Origin of the sequence: Amycolatopsis sp. (assembly GCF_036008905.1) — a bacterium.
Classification (GTDB): Bacteria; Actinomycetota; Actinomycetes; order Mycobacteriales; family Pseudonocardiaceae; genus Amycolatopsis.
On record NZ_DASYMU010000255.1, the window covers coordinates 13,801 to 36,836 of the forward strand.

Here is a 23,036-nt window from a genome sequence, read left to right on the forward strand (position 1 = left end):
TTGGCATCCTTGTGAAAAAAGGTGCATACTTGAGTCATCAAGCCACCGAAGAACCCAAGGGGATGCAGAAACCGATGAACAATCTCGCCGCCAAGCTCCGTGCCCACCGCGCTGAGGCTCGCACTCGCCGGGCCCTGAACCGGGCGATCGACACCGCGGCCACCGCGACCGTTCGTCAGGAACTCATCGCGATCGCCCAGGCCCGACAGGCCTTCACCCGCTGAGTGCGTTCGCGTACGAAGCCCTGTGTCAGATACACCCGAAAGGGTGACCTGCGACACATAATTCATGGGGTGTAACGCCGCTGTAGTCGGCGTCGATACCCCGTATGACCCCGTGATGCTGGCGGACCCCCGACCTGCCAGCATCACGGGGTTTCTTTTTGCCCAAACGACGACGGCACGTAATACTTGACCCAGGCAACGATTATGTTGAGGTGGTCAATGAACGACGCCCAGCCGTCCGACCGGGTCGCGACCGTCCGCGCCTTCAACCGTCTGTACACCGGGGTCATCGGCGTACTGGACGAAGGCCCCGCCGACGCCGAGTATTCCCTGAGTGAGGCCCGTGTCCTCTTCGAAGCCGCGCAGCGGGAGAGCACCAGCGTGCCCGATCTCCGCAAGCGCCTGGAGCTCGACGCCGGGTACGCGAGCAGGCTGCTCGGCAAGCTCGAAAGCCGCGGGCTCCTCGTCCGTGAGCGCAGCGAAACCGACGCCCGCCGTCAGGTAATCACCCTCACCGAAGCCGGCCGCGACGCGTTCGGCGTACTCAACAAGCGCAGCAGCGACAAGATCAACGCGCTCCTTCACCAGTTTGACGAAGATCAGCAGCGGCGCCTTCTCGGCGCGATGAACACCATCTCCGGCCTGGTCGAACCCCGACGCGAGAACCCGACTCTGGTGTTGCGCCCGCCACGGCCCGGCGATCTTGGCTGGGTCGTCCACCGGCACGGCGTGCTCTACGCGCGGGAGTACGGCTGGGACGAAACCTTCGAGGCGCTGGTCGCGAAGGTCGCCTCTGAGTTCTTGAATGGACAGAGTCCGGCCGGATTGGGCAACGCGCGTCAGGCGGGCTGGATCGCCGAGGTCGACGGCGAGCCCGTTGGCAGTGTGTTCTGCATGCCGGGGCCGGACGAGAAGATCGCCAAGCTCCGCCTGCTGCTGCTCGAACCGGGCGCGCGGGGACTGGGCGTCGGAAAGCGCTTGGTCGGCGAATGCGTCGAGTTCGCGCGGGCGAGCGGCTACGCGTCGATGGAGCTGTGGACGGTCAGCCTGCTCGCCGCCGCCCGCGGCATCTACGAGCGCGCCGGGTTCCGGCTGGCCGAGGAAGAGCCGGTGAAGGTATTCGGGGCCGACGTCGTCAGCCAGACCTGGCGACTGACGCTGTAGGCGCTACCGCGGGCTGCGGCCCATCAGGAAGAACTCCGCGTTCGGCCGCAACGCCGTCAGGTGCGCGAGCCGGTTCGACATCGCGAACAACGCGGTGATGGCGCCGACGTCCCAGATCTCGTCCTCGGTCAGCCCGGCTTCCCGCGCCGACTCCAGGTCGAAGTCGCCGAAGGTCGCCGAATCCTGGGCCAGCGCGAGCGCGAGGTCGACGATCGCGCGGCCCCGCTCGTCGAGCTCGACCTGCCACGGGTTGCTCGACACGCGGTCCGCGAGCTCAGGGTCCTTCGCCCGCACCCGCAGGATGGCGCCGTGCGCGACCACGCAGTACGTGCAGTGGTTGGCGCCGGAGGTCGCGACGACCACCAGTTCGCGCTCGGCCTTGGACAAGCCGTCGGAGCGTTCCATCAGCGCGTCGTGATAGTCGAGGAACGCCCGCAGTTCGGCCGGGCGGTGCCCGAGCGCGCGGAAGATGTTCGGCACGAAGCCGGACTTCTCCGCGATCACCCCGATCCGCTCACGAAGGTCCGTCGGCAAATCCTCCGGCTCGACCACGCCGAACCTGCTCACGTCGGTTTCCATGATGGCCACGTTAGGGCGTGTCAGGTGGATCTGACACGCCCTGATGCGTCAACTGACATACGGCGTTCGGCCTTGACGTGTGACCCTTGCCTTGGAGGAGAGGGGGAAGACGATGAAAACGTTCATTTCACCGGCTGTCCTGCTGAAGCCTTCTACCTTTTGCCTGGTCGCCGGGTTCCTGGTCGGGGTCTGTGTCGGCGCGCAGATCCTTTGACCCGCCATGAGAAAGCGCCCCCGGAAAGTGGCTTCCGGGGGCGCTTTCTCTTCTACTGACTCGGGACTAGTGGACGCCGATTTCGCGGAGGTCCTTGTCGTCCTCGTCGACGTGGTAGTCCGTGCCGTTGGTTTCGTCGAGGCCGTTGCTGACCTTCATCCGGCGGGCGACGAAGGTGACGATCACGGCCACCACCAGGTTCGCCACCAGCGACAGGATGCCGACGTAGATCAGCACCGTCGAACCGGCGAACGGGTGCCAGCCGAACAGGCTCAGCTTGTCCAGCGAGAGCGCGGAAGTACCGAAGTGCGCCTTGCCGGTGGCGGGGTTCGGGATGGTGTAGAGCAGGTACATGCCCCAGCCCATGCCGACGACCCAACCGGCGACAAGGCCCCAGATGTGCAGCCAGCGCGTGTAGAGCGCGATGGCCACCGCGGGCAGCGTCTGCAGGATCATGACGCCACCGATGAGCTGCAGGTCGATGGAGAACTGCGGGTCGATGAACAGGATGAACGCGACCGCACCGAACTTGACGACCAGCGAAGAAAGCTTCGCCTGCTTCGCCTGCTGGGCCGGGGTGGCGTCCTTCTTGATGTACTCCTTGTAGATGTTCCTGGTCCACAGGTTCGCCGCGGCGATCGACATGATCGCGGCCGGCACGAGCGCGCCGATCCCGATCGCGGCGAACGCGATACCGGTGAACACCGGGGAAAACTTGTCCTGGAACAACTGCGGGATGATGGTGTTCGTGTCCGGGCGGCCGGTCGCGTTGTTGGTCACGGCCTTGGTGCCCGCGGCGATGGCGATGTAGCCGAGCAGCGCGAGCAGCCCCAGGAGCAGCGAGTACGCCGGCAGCGCGGACATGTTGCGCTTGATCACCTTGCGGCCGCGCGATGCCAGCACACCGGTCACCGAGTGCGGGTAGAGGAACAGTGCGAGCGCCGAGCCGAACGCCAGCGTGGCGTACTGCAGCTGGTTGTTCGCGTTGAGCAGGATGCCGTCGGACGCGACCGGGGTCGCGTCGAACTTCTTGTCCGCCAGCGAGAAGATCTCGCTCCAGCCGCCACTGAACAGGCTCGGCAGGTAGATCACCGCGACGATGATGACGATGTAGATCAGGATGTCCTTGACGAACGCGATCAGCGCCGGGGCCCGCAGGCCGGACTTGTACGTGTAGACCGCCAGGATGATGAAGGCGATCAGCAGCGGCAGGTGGCCGAGGATGCCCGAGGCGTTGAAGCCGAGCGTTCGCAGCACCGACTCGAGTCCGACGAGCTGCAGCGCGATGTACGGCATCGTCGCGACGATCCCGGTGATCGCGATCAGGAACGCCAGGATCGGCGAGCCGTAGCGGCCGCGCACGAAGTCGGCGGGCGTGACGTAGCCGTGCGAGCGCGAGACCGACCACAGCCGGAGCAGCGGCAGGAAGACGATCGGGTAAGCGATGATCGTGTACGGAAGGGCGAAGAACCCTGTCGCGCCGGCGCTGAACAAAAGGGCGGGGACGGCGACGAAGGTGTACGCCGTATAAAGGTCGCCACCGATCAGGAACCAGGTGATCCAGGAGCCGAACTTCCGGCCGCCGAGACCCCACTCGTCGAGGTGGTCGAGCGTGTCACCGGCCTTCCACCTGGCCGCCATGAACCCCAGGACAGTGACCAGGCCGAAGAGGACCGCGAAGACGATCAGCTCTACCCAATGGATGTCGTTCACTTCGAGCTCCCGTCGTCAAACGGGTCGAGGTCCTGCGGGGGTGTTTCAGCGGGCACAGTGGGCTTGTCCTTGGTCATGAAATAGACGATCGACGTGCAGGCCACGCCGACGATGATCCCGGCGAACTGACACCAGTAGAAGAACGGCATGCCGAACAGAGCAGGCCCTTCCTGGTTGTACAGCGGGGTGATCAAAATCCACAACGGGATCAACAGCAGCAGGTTCCAGGGGCTGAACTGCAGCCCGGTCACCTTCCCGCTGGACTTGCCAGATGACATCAGACCCACCCAATCTTCGCGACACTGCGGCGATCATGCCGCGTTGACCTTAGGACTTCCGACCGTTGACGTCACGCTTGTCCCATATCGATTTGATGGACGCCGTTGACTTAGCCGTGCGTCACGCCACGCCTTCCGACGAAGGGCGGTTGCCCGAGACTCCTCAGCCGGATATCAATAGCCCATCGCGGAGCACGTCTCCGCAAGGGCGATTAAAGGGGCAAGGATGAGAAAACTCCGCTATGCGGTGGTGATTCCGGCGATCGCCGGCACCATGCTGGCCGGGTTCACGCCTGCGTTCGCAGGTGAAGCGGCGAAGGCGCCACTGAACTCCACGAACATTCCGGCGCGCTACACCAGCCAGACGCTCGGTTGGCACACCTGCACGACCAGCGAACTGCCGACGGCTCCTCCGGCGGGGGCCGAGGGCATCGAGTGCGCCACCTACCTGACGCCGCGCAACTGGAACCGGGCCGGCGAGAAGATCGACCTGACGATCGCGGTCAGCAGGCTCAAGGCGACCGGTGGCCCGGCGACGGCCAGCGTGGTGGTCAACCCCGGCGGTCCCGGCGCTCCCGGCCGCAACTTCCCGGCGCGGCTGCGCAAGCAGACCAAGCTGCGCGCCACGCAGGAGATCGTCGGCTTCGACCCGCGCGGCACCGGCAAGTCGACCAACATCACCTGCGGCGGCGCGATCGGCACGGGCTCCTCGTTGGACCCGCGTGACCGCGACAAGGCCAACCTGAACCTGATCCTGGACGCCACCAAGTACGCGGCGAACTCGTGCCAGGTGAAGTCCGGCGAGCTCGGTCCGCTGATCAACACCGACCAGACCGTGCACGACATCGACCTGCTGCGCGTGCTGCTCGGCCGCGACAAGATCAACTGGGTCGGCTACTCGGCGGGCACCTGGATGGGGGCGCACTACGCGCAGCAGTTCCCCAACCGGACCGGCCGGTTCATCCTCGACTCGGCGACCGAGTTCACCACGACCTGGCAGAACTCGTTCGACTGGCAGCCGCTCGGCTTCGAGCGCCGCTGGCGGCAGGACTTCCTGCCGTGGATGGCGAAGTACAACAACGTGTTCGGCTTCGGCACCACCGGTGAAGCGGCTCGCCAGACCTACGAGAAGGTCCGCTACGCGCTGACCCAGAACCCGGTCGAGATCGACGGCGCGCCGCTGTCGGCGAACGGGCTCGACTCGACCATCGCGGGTCAGATCTACAGCAAGTCCGCGTTCCCCGGCCTGGCCGACTACCTGGTCAGCGTCAAGACGCTGACCGAGGCCGGCAGCTCGCAGGAGCAGAAGGTCGCCGCGACCAAGCAGGTCAAGACGGTCAACACGCTGTCCGACGCGCTCGGCCCGCAGCCGCTGATGGTCCCGACCGACGGTGACGCCTATGACGCCAGTTTCTGGTCCATCCCCTGCAACGAGGGCCCGTGGACCGGTAACCGCAACACCGCCATCAAGCAGTCGCAGAAGCTGATCAACCAGGATCTCCCGCTGCTCGGCGCGGGCTGGCTGATCCAGCCGTGCATCTTCTGGAAGACACCGCCCGCTCCGCTGCCGGTGCTCGACGGCCGCGGCGTCCCGCCGGTGCTGATCGTCCAGTCGGTGCACGACCCGGCGACCCCGATCGAAGGCGCCACCCGTGCGCACAAGGCGTTCGCGAACTCACGGATGCTGACCGTCACCGGAGAGGGTGACCACGGCATGTACGCCAATGGCAACGCGGCTGTGGACAAGGTCGTGGAGGACTTCCTCGTCGACGGCAAGGTGCCGAACGACCAGAGCGTCGCCGGAATCCCGCTTCCGGTGCCTCCGGGCGCCTGATACCCCAAGGGATTGTGGCCCCGTCGAGCTTCGGCTCGACGGGGCCTTTTTCTTGGTCCTTCAAAAAGCTGTGCACAACCTTGCCCACAGGCTGTGGACAACTTGTGTGGACGGGTGAATGTGACCGGTGAGGCTCGTGGGGCTCGCCGTCGGGTGGTATGAACCCACACGGATGGGCCCGCGTGGGCCGCTCCGTCCTAAGCAAATCTCTGCGCACGAACCCGCTTAGGCCGAAGGCACGCTATCTCGGCGGCAGGGCGCCGATTAGCAGAACGTGAGCTGATTCAGCAAAGAGCGCCCTGGCGACGCGATCGCGTCGCGGGTTCATCAGACGTGGACTCGGTGGTATTACAATTGGCGGCATGGTGAGAGTGCCGTTGACCCCGGAAGAGCGTGAACGCGGCGAGCGGCTGGGCGCGGCGCTCCGAGCGGCACGCGCCGAGCGCAGCATGGTGGAGGTCGCGGCCGAGGCCGGGATTTCGGTGGAAACGCTCCGCAAGATCGAAACGGGACGCATCCCGACACCGGCGTTCTTCACCGTCGCGGCCATCGCGGACGCGGTGAGCCTGCCGTTGGAAGCCCTGCGCAGTGCGGTGGAAAGTGGACGCCTCGCGAAGGCGAGTTAGGGCCGCATCCGTTCCAGGACGTGATCGCGGTCGTTGAGGAAGTCGTAGCCGATGACCGGCAGGTCATAAGTATTGAGCAAGCGCTCGAGGTCTGCGTATTCGTCGACGGTCAGCCGGACGTTCTCGGCGCCGATATGCGCGACGAGGACGTCGACGAGTTCTTCCCATTCGCCCGACCAGAGCAGGCTGCGATAGTGCGCGAAGTCGGTCTGCGCGAGCCGGCTCTTGAGCTGGTTGAGCAGGACCTCGGCGAAGTAGCTGATCCGGCCCTCGGCGACATCGGCGACCGTGGGGTTGGCCGGGTCCTTCGCGGTGTCGGGGTTGCGGACGACGCCGGGACCTTCGAGCGGGTACGCGGTGTGGACCTGGCCGTTCTCCTCGACAAGGACGACGACCTTCACGCCGTAGCGTTCGCCCGCCGCGCGCCAGCGTCCGTTGTACTGCCGCCGCCGCGGCTCGCCCGGGTCGTTGGCGACGTCCTTGACCACCGCGATGATCTGTTCGTCGGTCCACTCGGCCGGGAACTCGCTGGTCGCCCTGCGTCCCGTACCCGGTGCATGTCCGCCGCCCACACGAGCTCCTTTCGATCACGGTGAGCCTAGTGTCTATGGGAGTCCGATAAAGAATCGAAGCGGACCCGGCCCGCCAAGTACTCTTCACCGAGTGAAAGCCACGGGTCAGATACTGATCTTCGACGCCGACGACACGCTCTGGGAGAACAACGTCCGCTTCGAGCGGGTGATCGACGACTTCCTGCACTGGGTCGCGCATCCCACGCTGGACAAGACCGAAATCCGCGCGATCCTCGACGACATCGAACGCGCGAACGCCGTCACCCTCGGCTATGGCAGCGCGATGTTCCTCCACAGCCTCGGCCAGTGCTTCGAGCGGCTGCGCGAGCGCCCGGTGTCCGAAGTGGAGCGCCGGGAGATCGACGCGCTGGCGGCAGACCTCATCGATCACCGCGTCGACCTGGTGCCCGGTGTGACGGAGACGCTGGAGGAGCTCGGCGCGCGGCACGACCTGCTGTTGCTCACCAAGGGCAACGTCGACGAGCAGCAGGGGAAGCTCGACGCGTCCGCTCTCGCGCGGCATTTCTCGGGTGTCCACATCGTCGCGGAGAAGGGCGTCGAGACTTATCGGCAGCTCGCCGCCGAGTACTCCTGGCCACCGGAGCGGACGTGGATGATCGGCAACTCGCCGAAGTCCGACATTCTTCCGGCGCGCCGGGCCGGGCTCAACGCCGTCTTCATCCCGAACGCGCACACCTGGGTGCTCGAACACGACGAGCTCGACCCGGCCGACGACCGAGTGCTGCAGCTCGGCAAGTTTCCTGACCTGCTCGACCATTTCTGAGGAGTTCGACAGCGTGACCCAGAACGGCCGTGACCTGGCACTGAGTGTGCCGGTCGTTTCGTGTGTGTTCATCTGCCATGACGACCAGGGCCGGATCCTGCTCGCGCGGCGCGGCCCGGGGGCGCGGGACGAGCCGGGCAGCTGGGACACCGGCGCCGGCGCGCTGGAGCACGGCGAATCGTTCGAGTCGGCCGTCGCGCGTGAGGTCCGCGAGGAGTACCTGGCCGACGCGCTCGACATGGAGATGGTCGGGGTCCGCAACGTCCTGCGCGGTGATCCGGTGTCGCACTGGGTCGCGCTCGTCTTCGCGGTCAAGGTCGATCCGGTCGAGGTCGCGATCGGCGAACCGCACAAGTTCGACGGGCTCGGCTGGTTCGCGCCGGACGAACTGCCCAGCCCGCTGCACTCGCAGGTCGTCGAAACGCTGGCGCTGTTCGGCGCTAACGCAGCAGGCACCACCCCAGCAGCACCAGCAGCACGACGAGCGGGACCGGGCCGAGTGGCACCGCGGCCAGCACGACGGCGCCGATGAAACCGAGGTCCGGGCCGCGGAACAGCTGCGTCAGCAACCGCGTCGGCATCGGTCCCATCGGTGAGTCGGTGGCGCCCAGGTTGTCGTAGGTCATCGACGGCCGGGTCGCGGTGCGCAGCACACTGCCGACGACCAGCGGCAACGCGAGCCACGCCGAACCTGCCACCTCGACCCCGAGCACGACGTCGACCAGCGCCACGACCAGTCCCCAGGCCGCGGTGAGGCAGGCGAGCACCAGTGTGTTGACCAGGCGGAGTTCGTAGTCCCCGGTGTCGAGCCAGCGCCGCAGGCCGGTGTTGCGCCACAGTTCGCCGATCCCGCCGCCGAACGGCATCAGCGCCGCGTACCCGCCGAGCGCGAGCAGCACCACGGCCGGAAGCCCTGGCAACGCGGCGTGCGCGACCCCGACCGCGATCGCGAGCAACGCGGCGGTGCCGAAATAGCGGGATCGGCCGAGGATTCCGACGTAGGCCAGCCGGAGCGTGGTCGGCCGCCGCAGCGAATGACCGCGCACCGGATTCGCGGACGGCAGCAGCAGCATCGGGTCGAGGAAGGTCAGCGACACCGTCCGCACCAGGCGTTCGTTCCAGCCGTCGACCAGGTCTGTGCGGCCGGCACGGGTCGCGATACCGCTTGAGCTGAGCCAAAGCACGCATCCGGTGACGAACAGCGCGCCGCCCAAGACGTCAAGCCAGATCGGCGCGAGTCCGGCGACGGCGATGACCACGCCGAGGCACGCGAGTCCGATCGGTGCGACAGCCTCGATTTTCGCGCCGCCCGGCGCGCGGCGGACGGTGGCGAGCGAAAGCACCGCGCTGCCGACGAGCAGGGCGGCGGCCGAGATCCACACCGGCGTCGCGAGTCCGGTCGCGGCCGCGACCAGCGCACCGGCGTAGGCGACCGCGAGCACGCCGATTAGCCAGGACGACAGCAGCCGCCTGCCGAGCACCCGTCTCCTGTCGACATCGGTGAAGTCCAGCCAGGTCAGTGCCGCGGGTTCGGCCCACACGAAACCGCGTCGCAGCATCGCGCGCCAGGCCAGCGCACAGCCGATGACGAGCAGCCCCAATGCGGCATTAGCGTCTACTGTGGACTGTCCAATAAGGAAACCTTGCCACCACTCGAGCCGGTTGAAAGCGTTGACCAGGATGCCGATCGCGAACAACGCGAGCAGCGTCGGCGTGTCACCGGTGAAGATCCCGCCATAACGGCGACGCCCCGGGATGCGCGTCGCGACACCGCTCGTCAAAACAGCTCCAGCACGCTGTCGGCTATTTCGAGCAGCGGCGGATGGTGCGTGGCCAGCACGACCGCGGCCCCCGCGTCGGTCGAGCGGGTGACCAACGACGCCAGCCATTCCTTGCCCGCGGTGTCGAGGGCGCGCTCGGGCTCGTCGAGCAGGAGCACTTCGTGCGGACGGGCCGTCGCGCCGAGCAGCAACAGCCGTCGGCGTTGTCCGGCGGAGAAGTGCCCGGCCGTGAGATGCGCGCGCTCGCTGAGCCCGGCGTCGGCGAGCAACGCGTCGAAGTCGCCGAGGTCTTCGCCGAACGACCCGGCCAGCAGTTCGAGATGCTGGATCGGGTTCAGCTCCGAGAAGAAGTCGGAGTCGTCGAGCAGCACGGAAACCTTGCGGCGAAAGGAATTGTCCCGTTCGTCGGGCTTTGCCCCGCCCACCTCGACCCGGCCGCGCGTCGGTGTCTGCATGCCGTACAGACAACGCAGCAACGTCGACTTCCCGGTGCCGTTCGGGCCGATGACGGCCGCGCACTCGCCGGGCTCGACCGTCATGTCGAGGCCGTGGAACAGCCATTCTTCTTCGGCCAGCCGGACGGCCAGCCCGCGGACCTCGATCACCGCAACAGGTCGATCACCGGGGCGAAGTCGTCCAGGCGATCTTCCATCACGATGAAGTAGCTGAAGCCGAACCGCTTGCGATGCGCCACGAGCTGGTCGGCGATCTCCTGATGCGTGCCGACGAGCGCGACGGGCAGCTCGCCCACCTGCTCGACGGTCAGGTACGGCATCTTGGCCTGGATCTCCGCGAGCGCGGCTTGCCTGTCGTCGGTGACCACGAGCTGGTGGACCAGGATGTTCAGCTCCACTTCGGACACCCGGGCGCCGAGCAAGCCGCGGACGAACTCGACCCGCTCCAGGATGCCTTCGGCGTCGGCCATGGTGGCCTGCTGGCCATCCTTGCCCGGTGCCGCACCGGTGAAACCGATGATGTCGGCGTGCTCGGCGGCCAGCGTGAGCAGCCTGTCGCCACGGCCGGCGAGCATGAGCGGCGGGCCCGGCTTCTGCGCGGGCCGCGGCTGATGCTCCGGGTCGGCGAAGAGGCGCTTGAGCTCACGGACGGTGTTCTCCAGGTGATCGACGCGGCTTTTCGCGCCTTCCCAAGGGATTCCAGCCGTTTCGAACTCGGCCTTCACGTACCCGGCGCCGAGGCCGAGCTCGAGCCTGCCGTCGGTGAACTGGTCGGTCCCGGCGGCCTCACGCGCCAGGAGGACCGGGTTGTAGAAAGCCGTGTTGAGCACGAAAGTGGTGAGCCGGACGCGTTCCGTGGCTTCGGCGGCGAGCACCAGCGCCGGGAAGGTGGGCGGCATACCGAGGTGATCCGCCACGCCGATGACGTCGAACCCGGCCGTCTCAGCCCTACGGCATTTCTCGACCCAGTCCACGCGGGACACGGGCACATACATGTTGACGCCGAATCGGAACGGCTTCTCCCCAGCTGCACTCATGGCCCTACGCTACCGAGTCGCCATCTCGGGCACCTCGGGTTTAGCTCCGACGCTATGAACGGACCGTTCCTCTCGAAAACTGAGAGGAACGGTCCGTTCATAGCGCTTGAGACCTAGCCGAGGCGCTGCTCCAGCTGGGCGAGCTCGTCGCGCAGGCTCGACGGCACGCGGTCGCCGATCTTGTCGAACCACTCCTGGATCATCGGGATCTCCTGGCGCCACTCGGCCGGGTCGACGTCGAGCGCCGCCTGGATGTCGGCCAGCGGCTCGCTGAGGCCCTCGGTGTCGAGGTCCTCGGCGGTCGGGACGAACCCGATCGGCGTCTCGACCGCGTTCCCACGGCCCTCGACGCGCTCGATGACCCACTTGAGCACGCGCGAGTTCTCGCCGAATCCAGGCCACAGGAAGCGCTTGTCGTCGCCACGGCGGAACCAGTTGACGTAGAAGATCTTCGGCAGCTTGGCGGCGTCGGCGCTCTTGCCGAGGTCCAGCCAGTGCTTGAAGTAGTCACCGGCGTGGTAGCCGAGGAACGGCAGCATCGCCATCGGGTCGCGGCGCACGTTGCCGACCGCGCCGGCCGCGGCCGCGGTGGTCTCGGACGACATCGTGGCGCCCATGAACACGCCGTGCTGCCAGTCGCGGGCCTCGTTGACCAGCGGAACCGTGGTCTTGCGACGGCCACCGAAGAGGATCGCCGAGATCGGCACGCCCTTCGGGTCGTCCCACTCCGGCGCGAGGATCGGGCACTGCGACATCGGCGTGCAGTAGCGCGAGTTCGGGTGCGCGGCGGGCTCTTCCGACTCCGGCGTCCAGTCCTTCTTCTTCCAGGACGTGGCGTGCTCGGGCTTGCCCTCCATGCCCTCCCACCAGATGTCACCATCGTCGGTCAGCGCGACGTTGGTGAACACGGTGTTGCCCTGCTCGATGGTGCGCATGGCGTTGGGGTTGGTGTGCCAGTCGGTGCCCGGCGCGACACCGAAGAAGCCGAACTCCGGGTTGACGGCGTAGAGACGGCCGTCCTCACCGAAGCGCATCCACGCGATGTCGTCGCCGAGGGTCTCGGCGCGCCAGCCCGGGATGGTCGGCTGGAGCATCGCCAGGTTCGTCTTGCCACACGCGCTCGGGAACGCGGCCGCGACGTAGTGGACCTTGTTCTCCGGCGAGATCAGCTTGAGGATCAGCATGTGCTCGGCGAGCCAGCCCTCGTCACGGGCGATGACCGAGCCGATGCGCAGCGAGTAGCACTTCTTGCCCAGCAAGGAGTTGCCGCCGTACCCGGAGCCGTAGCTCCAAATGAGACGTTCCTCGGGGAAGTGGCTGATGTACTTGGTGGTGTTGCAGGGCCAGGGAACGTCCTCCTGGCCCTCTTCGAGCGGGGCGCCCACGGAGTGCAGCGCGGGCACGAACTCGCGCTCGCTGCCGTCCGGCGCGATGAACTTCTCCAGCGCCGCGGTGCCGGCCCTGGTCATCACGCGCATCGACGCGACGACGTAGGCGAAGTCGGTGATTTCGATGCCCAGCTTGGGGTTCTCGTCACCCAGCGGGCCCATGCAGAACGGGATGACATACATCGTGCGACCACGCATCGAGCCACGGAAGAGCTCGGACATCGTCGCTTTCATCTCGTCGGGGTGCATCCAGTTGTTCGTGGGACCGGCGTCCTCCGGCTCCTGCGAACAGATGAAGGTGCGCTCCTCGACGCGGGCGACGTCGTTGGGATCGGAGGCGGCCCAGAACGAGTTGGGCTTCGACTTCAGCTGCACGAACGTGCCGGATTCGACGAGCTCGGCGTTGATGCGCGCGGCTTCTTCGTCGGAGCCGTCCACCCACACCACTCGGTCCGGGTTGGTCAGCTCAGCGACCTCCCGCACCCACGACAACACGCGACTGTGCGTCGTCGGCGCGGTGTCCAGTCCTGGGATGGCTACTGCAGTCATCTCTTTCTCCTGACTCCGACGACAAAATGCCCGCACCTGAACGACGCTGTTCTGGTGCGGGCGTCATTGCCGGCGACCGAATGGCTTCGCACACCGGCGGGAAACCGGTGTACTGAAAATTGGGATTCCCCGAGAGTAGCCCGATGAACCACAGGTAACCGAGAGCTGACCTGTCGGTTCTCTCACAAGAACGATAAGGGAATCGATTCAGATGTCACCGGAATGGGCCATCGGCCGTAAATCTTCCGGTGAGTGAGCACACACCGATCCGCCGAATCGGTCGTAATGAATTTCGACGGCGCGACAACAAATTGGGTGACCCAAAACACAAAAGCCCGGGGCCATAGTGGCCGCCGGGCTTTTGCGTAGTTCGGGAAGAGTGCGTGGTTCGGGAAGCTTGCGTAGTTGGGGAAGAGTTAGTTGGGGCTGATCCACTGGCCGGTGACCGAGTCGATCTTCGCGACGCCCTCGAGCGTCTGCGTGCCGCCGCCACCCCAGGCCGCGTCGCTGTCCGGCGCGACCTCGCCGACGAGCCCGCTCGGCTGCTCGGTCCACTCACCCTTGCCGGTGTGCTCGTACGTCGTCGCGTTGCCGCTCGCGTCGATCTCCACCGCGACGTCGGCCTGGCCGTCGCCGTCGGAGTCGGTGAACGCGATCGTGCCGCCGTCCTTCGTCTGCACCACCGCGGTGTCGTTCTTGCCGTCGTGGTCGGTGTCGATCGTGGCCGGGCCGACCTCGACGTCACCCTTCGGCATGTCCGCGTGGATGGTGCCGGTGGAGTCGGTCTGCTGGTCGCCGCCGCCCTGGTCACCGCCGCCTGCCTCGACCCACTGGCCGCTGGCCTGGTCGTAGGTCGCCATCTCGACCACCTTGCCGTTTTCGTCCAGCACGGCGTAGTGATCCGCGACGCCGTCGTTGTTCGTGTCGCCGAACGCCTGGGCGGTGCCGTCCTCGTGCTCGATGATCGCCGTGTCGTTGACGCCGTCGTGGTCGATGTCGTAGTTGACCTCGGCCGCGTAGTCCTCCCCGTCGACGTGGACCGTCATACCGTCGGTGTTACCGGTGCCGGTGCCGGTTCCGCCTGTCTCGTCGACCCACACGGGAAACTCCCCCTCTTGCTGGAGTGGCGCTGACTACGTTCTGACTCACCGTAGGCCCGTTCGGTTCCCGTCCACAACCGCGCGTCTCAACTGGGCAGGCCCGTGGCACCCATGCTCACGCACCAGCGCGAACCGTCGGTGCGGACGGGCAGCATGTACCGCTGCTCGGCCGGTTCGCCTTCCGACGGCGTGCCGCGCTTCGCGTCGACCCAGTAGTAGGCCTGCCGATCGTCCGGGGTGCCGGAGGGACCGGCCAGCTTCAGCTGCAGGCCGAACTTCCCGAACTCCGACGCGGCGAACTTGCTGTCCGACTCGCTCATCGGCGTGCAGGCAAGCGCGCGGACCGCGGCGCCGTCGCGGGCGTTCACGGCATCGACGTACTGCTGGGCGGTGGCGGCCGGATCGCCACTGGGGCCGCTGGAGCCGCTGTCGCTCAGGAACAGGATGAGCGCGGTGGCGCCGCCGCCGAGCACCACGACCGCGCCGATGACGATCCCGATAATGAGGCCGGTTTTGCTCTTCTTCGGCGGCTGGGGGTAGCCCGGTGGCGGGCCGTAGCCGTACGGCTGCTGCGGGTACGGCTGTTGCTGGCCGTACGGCGGTTGCTGGCCATAGGGCTGTTGCGGCTGCTGACCGTAGGGCTGCCGGGGCGGGTAGGTCATGCGCTCACGCCTTGTCTCGTAGTGAACGGATCCTGGACAGGAACAGCTCCGCGCGCTCGCGCCCCTCGGTGACCTCTCTGAGCTGCTTGGACACCACCGAGATCTTCTTGGCGCGCTCCTGCGCCCCCATCTTTATCGTCTTGTCGACTTCCTTCATCTCCGCCTCGATGGCGTCGATCCGCCGGCTGAGCGCCTCGTCCAGCGCCATCGACAGCTGCTGCTCGGCCTCGATCAGCTGCTCGGCGACCAGCTGGTCGAGCGTGGACCGAGCGTCGGCGATCGCCTCGACGAGCCACTGCTTCATGTGCTGCTTGTCCGCGGCGTGCTTGCGGGTCCGCGCCATCCACCAGCCGGCGCCGAGCCCGATGATGATCGTCGCGGGCAGCACCACCGGGTTGAGGATCGCGACCCCGGCCAGCGGCAGCGCGGCGATCTTGCCCGCGCCGACCCCGCCGGAGATGCCCATGAACACGAGCAGCTTGTCCTCGGCCGTCGGCGGGCGCTTCTCCGGCGGCCGCAGGATCACCGGCGGGCCGCCCGCGCGCGCGAACTGGGCACGGATGACGTCGAGCTCCTCGGCGGAGAAGAGCTCTGAAAGCGACACGTTGGTGACGCGGTTGAGCCGCTCCGAAAGCGCCATGGAAACCCGCTGCGACATGGTCTGCAGCGCGATGTCGACCTGCTGCGGCAGACCCGTGAGCTGCTCGCGTTTCGCGGAGTCGATCACCTGCCGGAAATGCGCCTGCGCGTCACGCATCTGACGGCTGCTCTCATGCCCGATCTCGACGCGCGTCCGCTGCACCTCGCCCCGCAGTTTCAGCTGCCAGCCCCGCGTCGACGTCCGGCGCTCGGCCGTTAGCTGGTCGCGGCGTTCCCGCAGCAGCTCCGCCTCGGCCTCACCCGCCGACAGCGCGCGGCTCTCGGCCTGCAGTTTCGCCTTCTGCGCGCCCAAGGCACTCGACAGCGCGCGCAGGGTGTTGGCCTCGGACAGCATCGCCGAACGCCCGATCAGCATCTGCTGCATCGCGCCCTGGAGCACCGCGATTCCGGACCGTTCGCGCAGCATGACGGCCATCTGCTCGTTGGGAGCCTTGCCCGCGCTCTCGAACATGCGCGCCGACACCGGATGGAACACGGCGTCGGCGAAGCGCGGCGCGTGCTGGGCCAGTAGCTGACGATCGGCCTCCAGGACCTCACGCCAGCCGCGGAAGCTGTCGACCTTGGAGAGCGCGAAGAGCACTGTCTCGACCCGGTCGCCCATGTTGCGCAGGAACTGCAGCTCGGTCGAGGTGAACGGCGAAGACGCGTCGACGACGAACAGCAGCGCGGTGGCGTTGGCGGCGGCTTCCAGTGCCAGCTCGCCGTGCATCGAATCCAGCCCGCCGACCCCAGGAGTGTCCACAATGGAGACTCGCTCCAGCAGCGGCACCGGGCCGGAAACCTCCACGTAGCGCGGAGGAAGCTGCCCCTCGGGGAGATCGTGCGCCGCGGAAACCCAGCGGATCAGTTCGTCGAGCCGGATCGGGACGGGCGCCAGCTGGCCCGGATAACAGGCCTGCGCGCTCCACTGCTCGGCGTGCTCGAAGACGAGATAGGTGGCCGTCGCGACATCGGCGTCCACGGGGGACAGGCCGGGCGTGGCCAGCAGCGCGTTGACGAGCGAGCTCTTGCCGCGGTTGGTTTCCCCGACGACGACCACCGACGGCTTCTTCGGCCGGGTGCGGCGGATGTCCTCGACCCACCTGGCGGCCTGCGGATCGGCGTCACGCAACAACGTGAGCAGCTGCTCGCGCGCGTTTTTCACCTGATCGGGCAGACTTGCCCCGAGCGAAGGCGCCGTCACGAGGTGCGTTTCGTATAGACGGTGACGATCGGTGCCCGCAGCAACCGCTCACGATCGGCGAAACCGGCGACCTCGGTCTCCGCGACCTTGCCGTCCAGCTCGGCGTTGTCGGTCGGCATCGCGCTGCCGGCCTCGTGCACCGCCGGGTCGAACCTTTCGCCGTCGGGCCGCAGCGCGCGGACACCGATCGCGGCCAAACCCTGCTCGAGGCGTTCGACGACCCCGCTGCTCTTGGCGCGGTCCATGGCGTAGAGGCAGAGCTGGATCAGTGCCTGACGTTCGGCGAGCACCTGCTCGAGGTCTGTTCCGGCGGCGATGACAGAGGCGGGGTACACATCGGGTTCGGACGCGGCCTTGACCGGCTCGGTTCCCGTGCTCTCCTCGGGCCCCTTGCCGTCGACGTCTTCGATGATCTGCGTGAGGCTGACCGCCGCTATCTGGCCCGTCGGCACGTCATCCGGATTCTCACCCTTGCGAAACCAAGCAGGCATCGCCCATCACCCCGTCCCACGAAACCTGTTGCCAGATTGGACCAGTCTCGCCGAGCAGCCCGGCATCTGGGGGCGAAACCGGCAGACCCGATCGGACCTTTCACTGGTTCATCGAACAGATCGAACCGATACAACCCCAATCAAGCTTCGCGGATCTGCTGCCAGATCAGGAAATAGGCGCGATGCACGACGTGGGCGACACGGCTCTGAGCCGGAGTCGCACCGAAGGAAGCGAACGAACGCCACCAGCCCGCCCGTTCCAGCGCGAACGGCGCGAGTTCGGCGCGGGAACCACCGGGCATGCCGAGCTGGGCGCCGATGTCGGCGTTGCTGCCGACCCGCAGGACCTCTTCGGTGAGGTCTTCCGGCATGTCGACGGCACCGGAGGCGACCAGCGTCAACGCTTCGAGCAGGCGCAGCTGGTGGGCTTCGGGCTTGGCCAGGAGGACTTCGATGGCGTCGTGGACCCGTTGCCGCTCACCGGGATCACCGGAGGCGTGGGCGAGCGCGGTGACCGACGCGAGCGCGGCGGCGGCTTTGATGCCGTCGGCCCGGGCGGCGAAGACGAGGTTGAGCCGCGCGCGGACAGCGGCGAGGCCCGAGGCTTCGAGCAGGGTGCGGCGCAACGCCCCCGCGGTGATCTCCGGGTCCGCGCGGATCGCCGCGACGGCCTGGCTGACGCCGTAGAGGTCGAGCTTTTCCAGCAACCGCAAGCGGGTCCCGGACGGGACGTCGCATTCCCAGGTGATGAAGATATCCGCCGAGATCAGCATGGTCCCGAGAATGTCTTCGTCCATTGTGGACAGAAGTTTGAGCGCGTCGGCGTCGGCCGAGGTGAAGCCACCGGACTCCGCGGACTCGGCGATCAGGCCGATCACGGGCAGCACGTCGGCGACGCGGGGCTTGAGCGTCGCGGCCTGTTTCGCGGCCAGCATGCTGGCCGCCTTCCAGACGTCACCGTCGGAACCGGCGACCGACTCGGGCGCGATGGTGTCCGCCTTGTTGAGCACGGCGATCGCGTTGACCGGGCCCGCCTCGCGGCTGGCCGTCGCCGCGGTGAACGCGGCCAGCGCCTGCTGGTCGTCGGCGCGGACGCCCTGGGTGACGACGTAGAGCACGGCCTCGGCACCGGCGACGGCGTTGCGGGAGGTGTCGTCGAGGTCGTCGGAACCCTCTTCGTCGGCTTCCTTGCGGTGCTTCGCCGCGCCCAGCAGCTCCTCGGTACGCGACACCGACGCGGCGTCCAGCGAGCCGAGGCCTGGGGTGTCGATCACCGTCATGCCCTGGAGCACGGCGTTGGTGAGGTAGGCCTCGATATGCGAGACCTCCTCGATGTTCACGCCCAGCTCGGCCGGGATCATCCCATCGGGGGCGAACGGCAGCACCTGCTTGCGGCCGTCGGTGAACACCACCTCGACACGGTCGACCGTGCCGTACTGGAAGCGGGTGACCAGCCTGGTGCACTCGCCGACGTCGGTGGGCGCGACCCGGCGCCCGATCAGCGCGTTGACCAGCGTCGACTTACCCGACTTGATCCGGCCGGCGACCGCGACCTGCAGCGGGCCGCCCAGCCTGCGGAGCACCTCGGCGAACCCGGCCGCGGTGCGGGCGCAGACCTGCGGCTGCAGCCGGTGGCAGAGGTTCGCCACCGACATCGACAACGGGCCGGCCAGCCGTCCCTCGGTCGGTGCCGTCACGCCCCAGTCCCCTCCCGGTCTTCTCGTCCGCACGAATCGTGCCATGCCGGTCATCCTCGGGTCGCACCGAAGGTGCTACCGGCGGGCGACGCGCCGGAGGCCGGGCGCGACTTACTGTTGCCAAGTGCGACGGTTGAGTCTTTGGATGCAGGCCAGGCCCATGGTGGGCGACAGCCTCCTCGCCGCGCTGCTCGGATTCGTGGACCTGCTGATCTACGTCTCCTCGCTGCCCCCCGAGGTGGCCGCCTCGGACGAGCCTTCGCCGGCCGTTGGACTGCCGGGAACGCTCCCGTGGTTCCTCGTGTTCACGGTCGACGTCGCGATGGTCGCGCCGCTCGCCTTCCGGCGGAAGTACCCGCTGACGGTCGCGTACACGGTGCTCGTCGTCAGCATCCCGCACAGTGCGCTGCAACTCGGCTTCTCGAGCGCGCTCGCCGGGATGATCGCCCTGTACTCGGCGGTGGTCTATGCCGGACGTCGGCAGGGTGCGCTGTACGTCCTCATCCTGGTGATCGTCTCCGGGCTCCAGTTGGTGCTCCAACGTGAGCCGGACATCGTGGTCGTCTCGCTGTTCCTGGCGTTCGCGCTCGCGCTGTGCTGGGTGCTGGGCGAATTCGTTGGTGCCCGGCGCGCTTACCAATCCGAAGTGGAGGCCAGGTTGCATCTCCTCGAAACCGAACGCGACCAGGCGGCCCGTATCGCCGTCGGCGAGGAACGCAGCCGTATCGCCCGCGAGCTGCACGATGTGGTGGCGCACGCGGTGAGCGTGATGGTGGTGCAGGCCGACGGCGCGTCCTACGCGATCACGTCCAACCCGGCGATGGCCGCGCGGGCGCTGAACACCATTTCGGAGACCGGGCGCGGTGCGCTGGCGGAACTCCGGCGGCTGCTCGACGTCCTCCGCAACGAAGACGGCGACGGCGAGCCGCGCGTGCCGCAGCCGAACGCCGAAGCGCTGGTGGAGCTCGCGGAGCGCTGCCGGTCGTCCGGGCTCGCGGTGGACCTGGACATCAACGAAGACCTCGGCGACCTGCCCGCGGGTGTGTCGCTCGGGGTGTACCGGATCGTGCAGGAATCCCTGACCAACGCGCTCAAGCACGCCGGGCGCGGCGCCAAGGCCTCGGTGCGCGTGCACCGGAACGGGGACGTGATGGAGATCGAAGTGACAGACGACGGCGCCGGACGGGCGAATTCTCTGGTGAAGGCGTCCGCCGCGGCGGACGTGCCCGGCGGGAACGGGCTCATCGGCATGCGGGAACGCGCCCACGTCTTCGGCGGCAGCCTCGACGTCGGCCCCGCGGCGGGTGGCGGCTGGAGAGTCAGCGCGAAGCTACCGATTAAGCCCACCCATCTCCCACCACCACCCTCACCGGAGCCGCTGCGCGGCGCTGGTAGGAAGGCACAGTGATACGCGTAGTAGTCGTCGACGATCAGGAACTCATGCGAGTCGGGTTCCGGATGGTGCTGGGCGCCCAGGAAGACATCGACGTCGTCGGAGAAGGCGCGAACGGCGCCGAGGCGATCAAGCTCGCCGAGGAACTGCGCCCGGACGTCGTGCTCATGGACGTGCGGATGCCGGTGCTGGACGGCGTCGAGGCGACCAAGCGGATCGTCGAAGCGGGGACGGCCCGGGTGCTGGTGATGACGACTTTCGACCTCGACGAGTACGTGTATTCGGCGTTGCAGGGCGGGGCGAGTGGGTTCCTGCTGAAGGACACCCAGCCCAGTCACCTGGTTTCGGCGTTGCGCGCGGTGTCCGCCGGGGACGCGGTGGTTTCGCCGAGCGTGACACGGCGGCTGCTGGACCGGTTCGTCGGCGCGGGCGGCACGCCCCTGCGGGACGTCGCGACGCTCGACGTGCTGACCGATCGTGAGCGCGAGGTGTTCGTGCTGATCGCGAAGGGGATGTCGAACCTGGAGATCGCGGAGACGCTGTTCCTCTCCGAAGCCACCGTGAAGACCCACGTCGGCCGGATCCTGGCGAAACTCGAGCTACGCGACCGGGTCCAGGCCGTTGTCCTCGCCTACGAAACCGGCCTCGCCCGCCCCGGCCTCGCCTGACCCCCGCTTCCGAATATGTCGACATGTTCCGAAGTTCAGGCCGCCAGAACTTGTGGACATATTCGGGAGCGGACGGCGGCAATGATGGCACCGGGATCTCCGTAGAGCTGCTCCTTCGTGACGATGATGAACTGCCATCCGGCCGCGCGGAAAGCTGCGCGCCGACGCGCGTCCCGCTCTGGTTGGGGACCGTCCTTGTGCCATTCACCGTCGTACTCGACAGCCAACTTGAACTCGGCAAAAGCCAGATCGAGCCGACCAAGAAACACGCCGTTCTGGTAGACCACCAACTGAGGCTCAGGATCGAAGCCCGCCTGCACCAGCAACACCCGCAGTTCGGATTCAGGAATCGACTCCGCACGAGGATCGGCCAGCGCCACTGCTTCTCGTGCTCGCCGGATGCCATGATCGTGCCGGTTCCGGACGAGCAGTTCCAGCGCTGTGTGATCGACCATTTTCACCCGCAGAAGGGCGTCCAAGAGACCCACGACCCTCGGGAACGATCTTCGAAGCTTGTTGTGGGTCAGGATGTCCATTGTCATGCGCAATGGGGAGGCCAGGAGCAGGTCAGACCAAGGTTCAGCTTCGATTCCGGGGATCTTGGTACGACGGATGTCCAAGCCACGCCTGGTGAGAAATTTCGCCGACTCGGGCACGATGAACTCAACCGGGTCACGCGCGATGGTGAAGTCGAGTCCGCGCACAGCCGCAGCTGAACAACCTGACAAGACAGCACCTGGTGGCGCGATCAGGGCCGCGCCTCTGCAACGCAACTCGTGCGTTACCGGTATGAAGGCCGGCACGTGCACGTTGTGAAACAGCTGCCTGAACAGTGGGGAATAGAGCTCCTCCTTGGTCAGCATTCCCTCGCTGACCGCCAGCCCTCCGAGGAAGGGTCCGTTGATGTCTCCGTAGTCAAAATCTGGTTCGTAATCCACGCCCGTCAGGATGAGGACCAACCGCGACAAAAAACTTCGACCAAGATCAACAACTCGCTAGTTATCCACACGCACCCTCCCCTGTGGATAACTTCCGAATATGTCGACATGTTCTGAAGTTCGGGCGTCCATAAGTTGTCGACATATTCGGAAGTTTGGGAGGGGTTAGGGGGTGGGGGTGGGGGTCAGGGTGGTGCCGAAGTCGGGGCGGGTGTGGTCGACGTCGGTGAAGTTGTATTCGTGCATGAGGGTCCACGAGGCCAGGGTTTGGCCGGCGAAGCGGGCGACGTCCGGGTCGACGGCGAGGGCGGCGACGCCGCGGCCGAGGTAGGTCGGGGTTTCCGAGAACGCGAACTCCGCGGGCGCGGTGGTGGAGACAGCGTCGCGCCAGTTCTCCTCGGTGACGCCGAAGTGGTCCAGCATCGCCTCCGACCGCAGGAACCCGGGCGTGACGGTCATTCCGACGCAGCCCACCTTCGCCAGTTCGACGCCGAGCCCGCGGCCGATCGCGCGCACGCTGCACTTCGCGAGGTAGTACGGGATCCCCGCGCCGACGTAGTTGTCGTTGTCGCCGTCGGTCACCTCGATGACCAGGCCGCCCGGACGCCGCACCACCAGTGGCAACAGGCGGTGCAGGGCGATCAGATGCGTGTCGACGGCGTTGCGCACCAGCGTCAGGGCGTCGTCCAGGTCGGATTCCCAGTACGGCCGTTCGAAATCGGCGAACGGGTCGCCACCCCAGACGTCGTCGACCAGGATGTCGATCCTTCCGTCCACTTCGGACTCGATGCGCGCCCGTAGTGCGTCCACATCGGACACCGAGGTGAAGTCACAGCGCACCGCGATCCCGCGGCCGCCCGCCGCGTCGACGAGATCGGCGGTGTCCTCGATGGTTTCCGCGCGTTTCATCGGTGACGCCGAGTCGCGCGTGGTGCGTCCGGTGACGAACACCGTCGCGCCCAGGCGTCCCAGTTCGACCGCGATCGCGCGGCCGCAGCCCCTGGTCGCCCCGGTCACCACGGCCACCTTGTCCGAAAGTCTCATAC

At 67.1% G+C, this 23,036-nt stretch carries 23 protein-coding genes; 8 read left to right on the forward strand and 15 right to left on the reverse strand.

All coding sequences use genetic code 11. From position 1 onward, the window contains the following. Positions 1-29 precede the first annotated feature (29 nt). Together VGP60_RS40410 and VGP60_RS40415 are read left to right on the forward strand one after the other, a co-directional pair. The gene (locus tag VGP60_RS40410; protein WP_327553654.1) at positions 30-224 is read left to right on the forward strand and encodes a hypothetical protein; all 195 of its coding nucleotides are present in this window, start codon (positions 30-32) and stop codon (positions 222-224) included. Positions 225-443: 219 nt separating this feature from the next. Then, a complete protein-coding gene (locus VGP60_RS40415) occupies positions 444-1,388 on the forward strand; it encodes a helix-turn-helix domain-containing GNAT family N-acetyltransferase (RefSeq protein WP_327553521.1) in 945 nt (314 codons plus the stop codon). 3 nt (positions 1,389-1,391) lie between these two features. Here the strand turns inward: VGP60_RS40415 and VGP60_RS40420 are convergent, their stop codons facing one another. The 3 genes from VGP60_RS40420 to VGP60_RS40430 form a co-directional block, all read right to left on the reverse strand. After that, positions 1,392-1,967, reverse strand: coding sequence for a peroxidase-related enzyme (locus VGP60_RS40420; protein WP_327553522.1), 576 nt, complete (start codon positions 1,965-1,967; stop codon positions 1,392-1,394). A gap of 280 nt (positions 1,968-2,247) precedes the next feature. Beyond that, positions 2,248-3,894, reverse strand: a complete 1,647-nt coding sequence (gene mctP / locus VGP60_RS40425) for a monocarboxylate uptake permease MctP (protein WP_327553523.1) — start codon at positions 3,892-3,894, stop codon at positions 2,248-2,250. Continuing rightward, entirely contained in the window at positions 3,891-4,172 is a 282-nt protein-coding gene (locus tag VGP60_RS40430) for a DUF3311 domain-containing protein (RefSeq protein WP_327553524.1), read from the reverse strand. Before VGP60_RS40430 ends, mctP begins: the two co-directional genes overlap by 4 nt. A 226-nt stretch (positions 4,173-4,398) precedes the next feature. On the opposite strand from VGP60_RS40430, the gene VGP60_RS40435 reads away from it, so the two are divergent. Then, positions 4,399-6,006 (forward strand): alpha/beta hydrolase, encoded by a 1,608-nt coding sequence (locus VGP60_RS40435; protein ID WP_327553525.1) that lies wholly within the window; start codon positions 4,399-4,401, stop codon positions 6,004-6,006. A gap of 362 nt (positions 6,007-6,368) precedes the next feature. Beyond that, complete coding sequence (locus tag VGP60_RS40440) at positions 6,369-6,632, forward strand: helix-turn-helix transcriptional regulator (protein WP_327553526.1); 264 nt, start codon at positions 6,369-6,371, stop codon at positions 6,630-6,632. Here the strand turns inward: VGP60_RS40440 and VGP60_RS40445 are convergent. Continuing rightward, positions 6,629-7,204 carry an EndoU domain-containing protein gene (locus tag VGP60_RS40445; protein ID WP_327553527.1) on the reverse strand — a complete coding sequence of 192 codons (576 nt, stop codon included), beginning with the start codon at positions 7,202-7,204 and terminating at the stop codon, positions 6,629-6,631. The genes VGP60_RS40440 and VGP60_RS40445 overlap by 4 nt on opposite strands. A gap of 91 nt (positions 7,205-7,295) precedes the next feature. Here VGP60_RS40445 and VGP60_RS40450 point away from each other — a divergent pair, with 91 nt between their 5' ends. After that, positions 7,296-7,988 carry an HAD family hydrolase gene (locus VGP60_RS40450; RefSeq protein ID WP_327553528.1) on the forward strand — a complete coding sequence of 231 codons (693 nt, stop codon included), beginning with the start codon at positions 7,296-7,298 and terminating at the stop codon, positions 7,986-7,988. Positions 7,989-8,001: 13 nt separating this feature from the next. Further along, positions 8,002-8,520, forward strand: coding sequence for an NUDIX domain-containing protein (locus VGP60_RS40455; RefSeq protein WP_327553529.1), 519 nt, complete (start codon positions 8,002-8,004; stop codon positions 8,518-8,520). Here the strand turns inward: VGP60_RS40455 and VGP60_RS40460 are convergent. The 9 genes from VGP60_RS40460 to VGP60_RS40500 form a co-directional block, all read right to left on the reverse strand. Then, entirely contained in the window at positions 8,429-9,769 is a 1,341-nt protein-coding gene (locus tag VGP60_RS40460) for a DUF6297 family protein (protein WP_327553530.1), read from the reverse strand. The two genes, VGP60_RS40455 and VGP60_RS40460, sit on opposite strands and share 92 nt — an antisense overlap. Then, a complete protein-coding gene (locus VGP60_RS40465; protein WP_327553531.1) occupies positions 9,766-10,374 on the reverse strand; it encodes an ABC transporter ATP-binding protein in 609 nt (202 codons plus the stop codon). Before VGP60_RS40465 ends, VGP60_RS40460 begins: the two co-directional genes overlap by 4 nt. Continuing rightward, on the reverse strand, positions 10,371-11,261 hold the full coding sequence (locus tag VGP60_RS40470) for an LLM class F420-dependent oxidoreductase (protein WP_327553532.1): 891 nt from the start codon (positions 11,259-11,261) through the stop codon (positions 10,371-10,373). The genes VGP60_RS40465 and VGP60_RS40470 overlap by 4 nt, the downstream gene beginning before the upstream one ends. 113 nt (positions 11,262-11,374) lie before the next feature. Further along, positions 11,375-13,198 carry a phosphoenolpyruvate carboxykinase (GTP) gene (locus VGP60_RS40475; RefSeq protein ID WP_327553533.1) on the reverse strand — a complete coding sequence of 608 codons (1,824 nt, stop codon included), beginning with the start codon at positions 13,196-13,198 and terminating at the stop codon, positions 11,375-11,377. 416 nt (positions 13,199-13,614) lie between these two features. After that, a complete protein-coding gene (locus VGP60_RS40480) occupies positions 13,615-14,298 on the reverse strand; it encodes a DUF6802 family protein (protein WP_327553534.1) in 684 nt (227 codons plus the stop codon). Positions 14,299-14,384: 86 nt separating this feature from the next. Then, positions 14,385-14,960, reverse strand: a complete 576-nt coding sequence (locus VGP60_RS40485; RefSeq protein WP_327553535.1) for a hypothetical protein — start codon at positions 14,958-14,960, stop codon at positions 14,385-14,387. A 4-nt stretch (positions 14,961-14,964) separates the two neighbouring features. Then, positions 14,965-16,803, reverse strand: a complete 1,839-nt coding sequence (locus VGP60_RS40490; protein ID WP_327553536.1) for a dynamin family protein — start codon at positions 16,801-16,803, stop codon at positions 14,965-14,967. Then, positions 16,800-17,294 (reverse strand): nucleotide exchange factor GrpE, encoded by a 495-nt coding sequence (grpE, locus tag VGP60_RS40495; protein ID WP_327553537.1) that lies wholly within the window; start codon positions 17,292-17,294, stop codon positions 16,800-16,802. Before grpE ends, VGP60_RS40490 begins: the two co-directional genes overlap by 4 nt. Before the next feature lie 140 nt (positions 17,295-17,434). Beyond that, positions 17,435-18,991: a dynamin family protein gene (locus tag VGP60_RS40500; RefSeq protein WP_327553538.1), complete on the reverse strand. Its 1,557-nt coding sequence runs from the start codon at positions 18,989-18,991 to the stop codon at positions 17,435-17,437. A gap of 145 nt (positions 18,992-19,136) precedes the next feature. On the opposite strand from VGP60_RS40500, the gene VGP60_RS40505 reads away from it, so the two are divergent. After that, positions 19,137-20,399, forward strand: coding sequence for a sensor histidine kinase (locus VGP60_RS40505; RefSeq protein WP_422653007.1), 1,263 nt, complete (start codon positions 19,137-19,139; stop codon positions 20,397-20,399). Further along, positions 20,396-21,052: a response regulator transcription factor gene (locus VGP60_RS40510; RefSeq protein ID WP_327553539.1), complete on the forward strand. Its 657-nt coding sequence runs from the start codon at positions 20,396-20,398 to the stop codon at positions 21,050-21,052. Before VGP60_RS40505 ends, VGP60_RS40510 begins: the two co-directional genes overlap by 4 nt. Positions 21,053-21,087: 35 nt before the next feature. On the opposite strand, the gene VGP60_RS40515 is transcribed toward VGP60_RS40510, so the two are convergent. Together VGP60_RS40515 and VGP60_RS40520 are read right to left on the reverse strand one after the other, a co-directional pair. Next, positions 21,088-21,990, reverse strand: coding sequence for a DUF559 domain-containing protein (locus VGP60_RS40515; RefSeq protein ID WP_327553540.1), 903 nt, complete (start codon positions 21,988-21,990; stop codon positions 21,088-21,090). A gap of 165 nt (positions 21,991-22,155) precedes the next feature. Then, positions 22,156-23,034, reverse strand: coding sequence for an SDR family oxidoreductase (locus VGP60_RS40520; protein WP_327553541.1), 879 nt, complete (start codon positions 23,032-23,034; stop codon positions 22,156-22,158). Positions 23,035-23,036 lie beyond the last annotated feature (2 nt).

Coding starts and splice junctions, on each gene's coding strand:
- VGP60_RS40435 (WP_327553525.1), top strand. CDS start 4,399: ATGAGAAAACTCCGCTATGCGGTGGTGATTCCGGCGATCGCCGGCACC.
- grpE (WP_327553537.1), bottom strand. CDS start 17,294: ATGCCTGCTTGGTTTCGCAAGGGTGAGAATCCGGATGACGTGCCGACG.
- VGP60_RS40485 (WP_327553535.1), bottom strand. CDS start 14,960: ATGACCTACCCGCCCCGGCAGCCCTACGGTCAGCAGCCGCAACAGCCC.
- VGP60_RS40420 (WP_327553522.1), bottom strand. CDS start 1,967: ATGGAAACCGACGTGAGCAGGTTCGGCGTGGTCGAGCCGGAGGATTTG.
- VGP60_RS40520 (WP_327553541.1), bottom strand. CDS start 23,034: ATGAGACTTTCGGACAAGGTGGCCGTGGTGACCGGGGCGACCAGGGGC.
- VGP60_RS40440 (WP_327553526.1), top strand. CDS start 6,369: ATGGTGAGAGTGCCGTTGACCCCGGAAGAGCGTGAACGCGGCGAGCGG.
- VGP60_RS40505 (WP_422653007.1), top strand. CDS start 19,137: ATGCAGGCCAGGCCCATGGTGGGCGACAGCCTCCTCGCCGCGCTGCTC.
- VGP60_RS40470 (WP_327553532.1), bottom strand. CDS start 11,261: ATGAGTGCAGCTGGGGAGAAGCCGTTCCGATTCGGCGTCAACATGTAT.
- VGP60_RS40415 (WP_327553521.1), top strand. CDS start 444: ATGAACGACGCCCAGCCGTCCGACCGGGTCGCGACCGTCCGCGCCTTC.
- VGP60_RS40430 (WP_327553524.1), bottom strand. CDS start 4,172: ATGTCATCTGGCAAGTCCAGCGGGAAGGTGACCGGGCTGCAGTTCAGC.
- VGP60_RS40475 (WP_327553533.1), bottom strand. CDS start 13,198: ATGACTGCAGTAGCCATCCCAGGACTGGACACCGCGCCGACGACGCAC.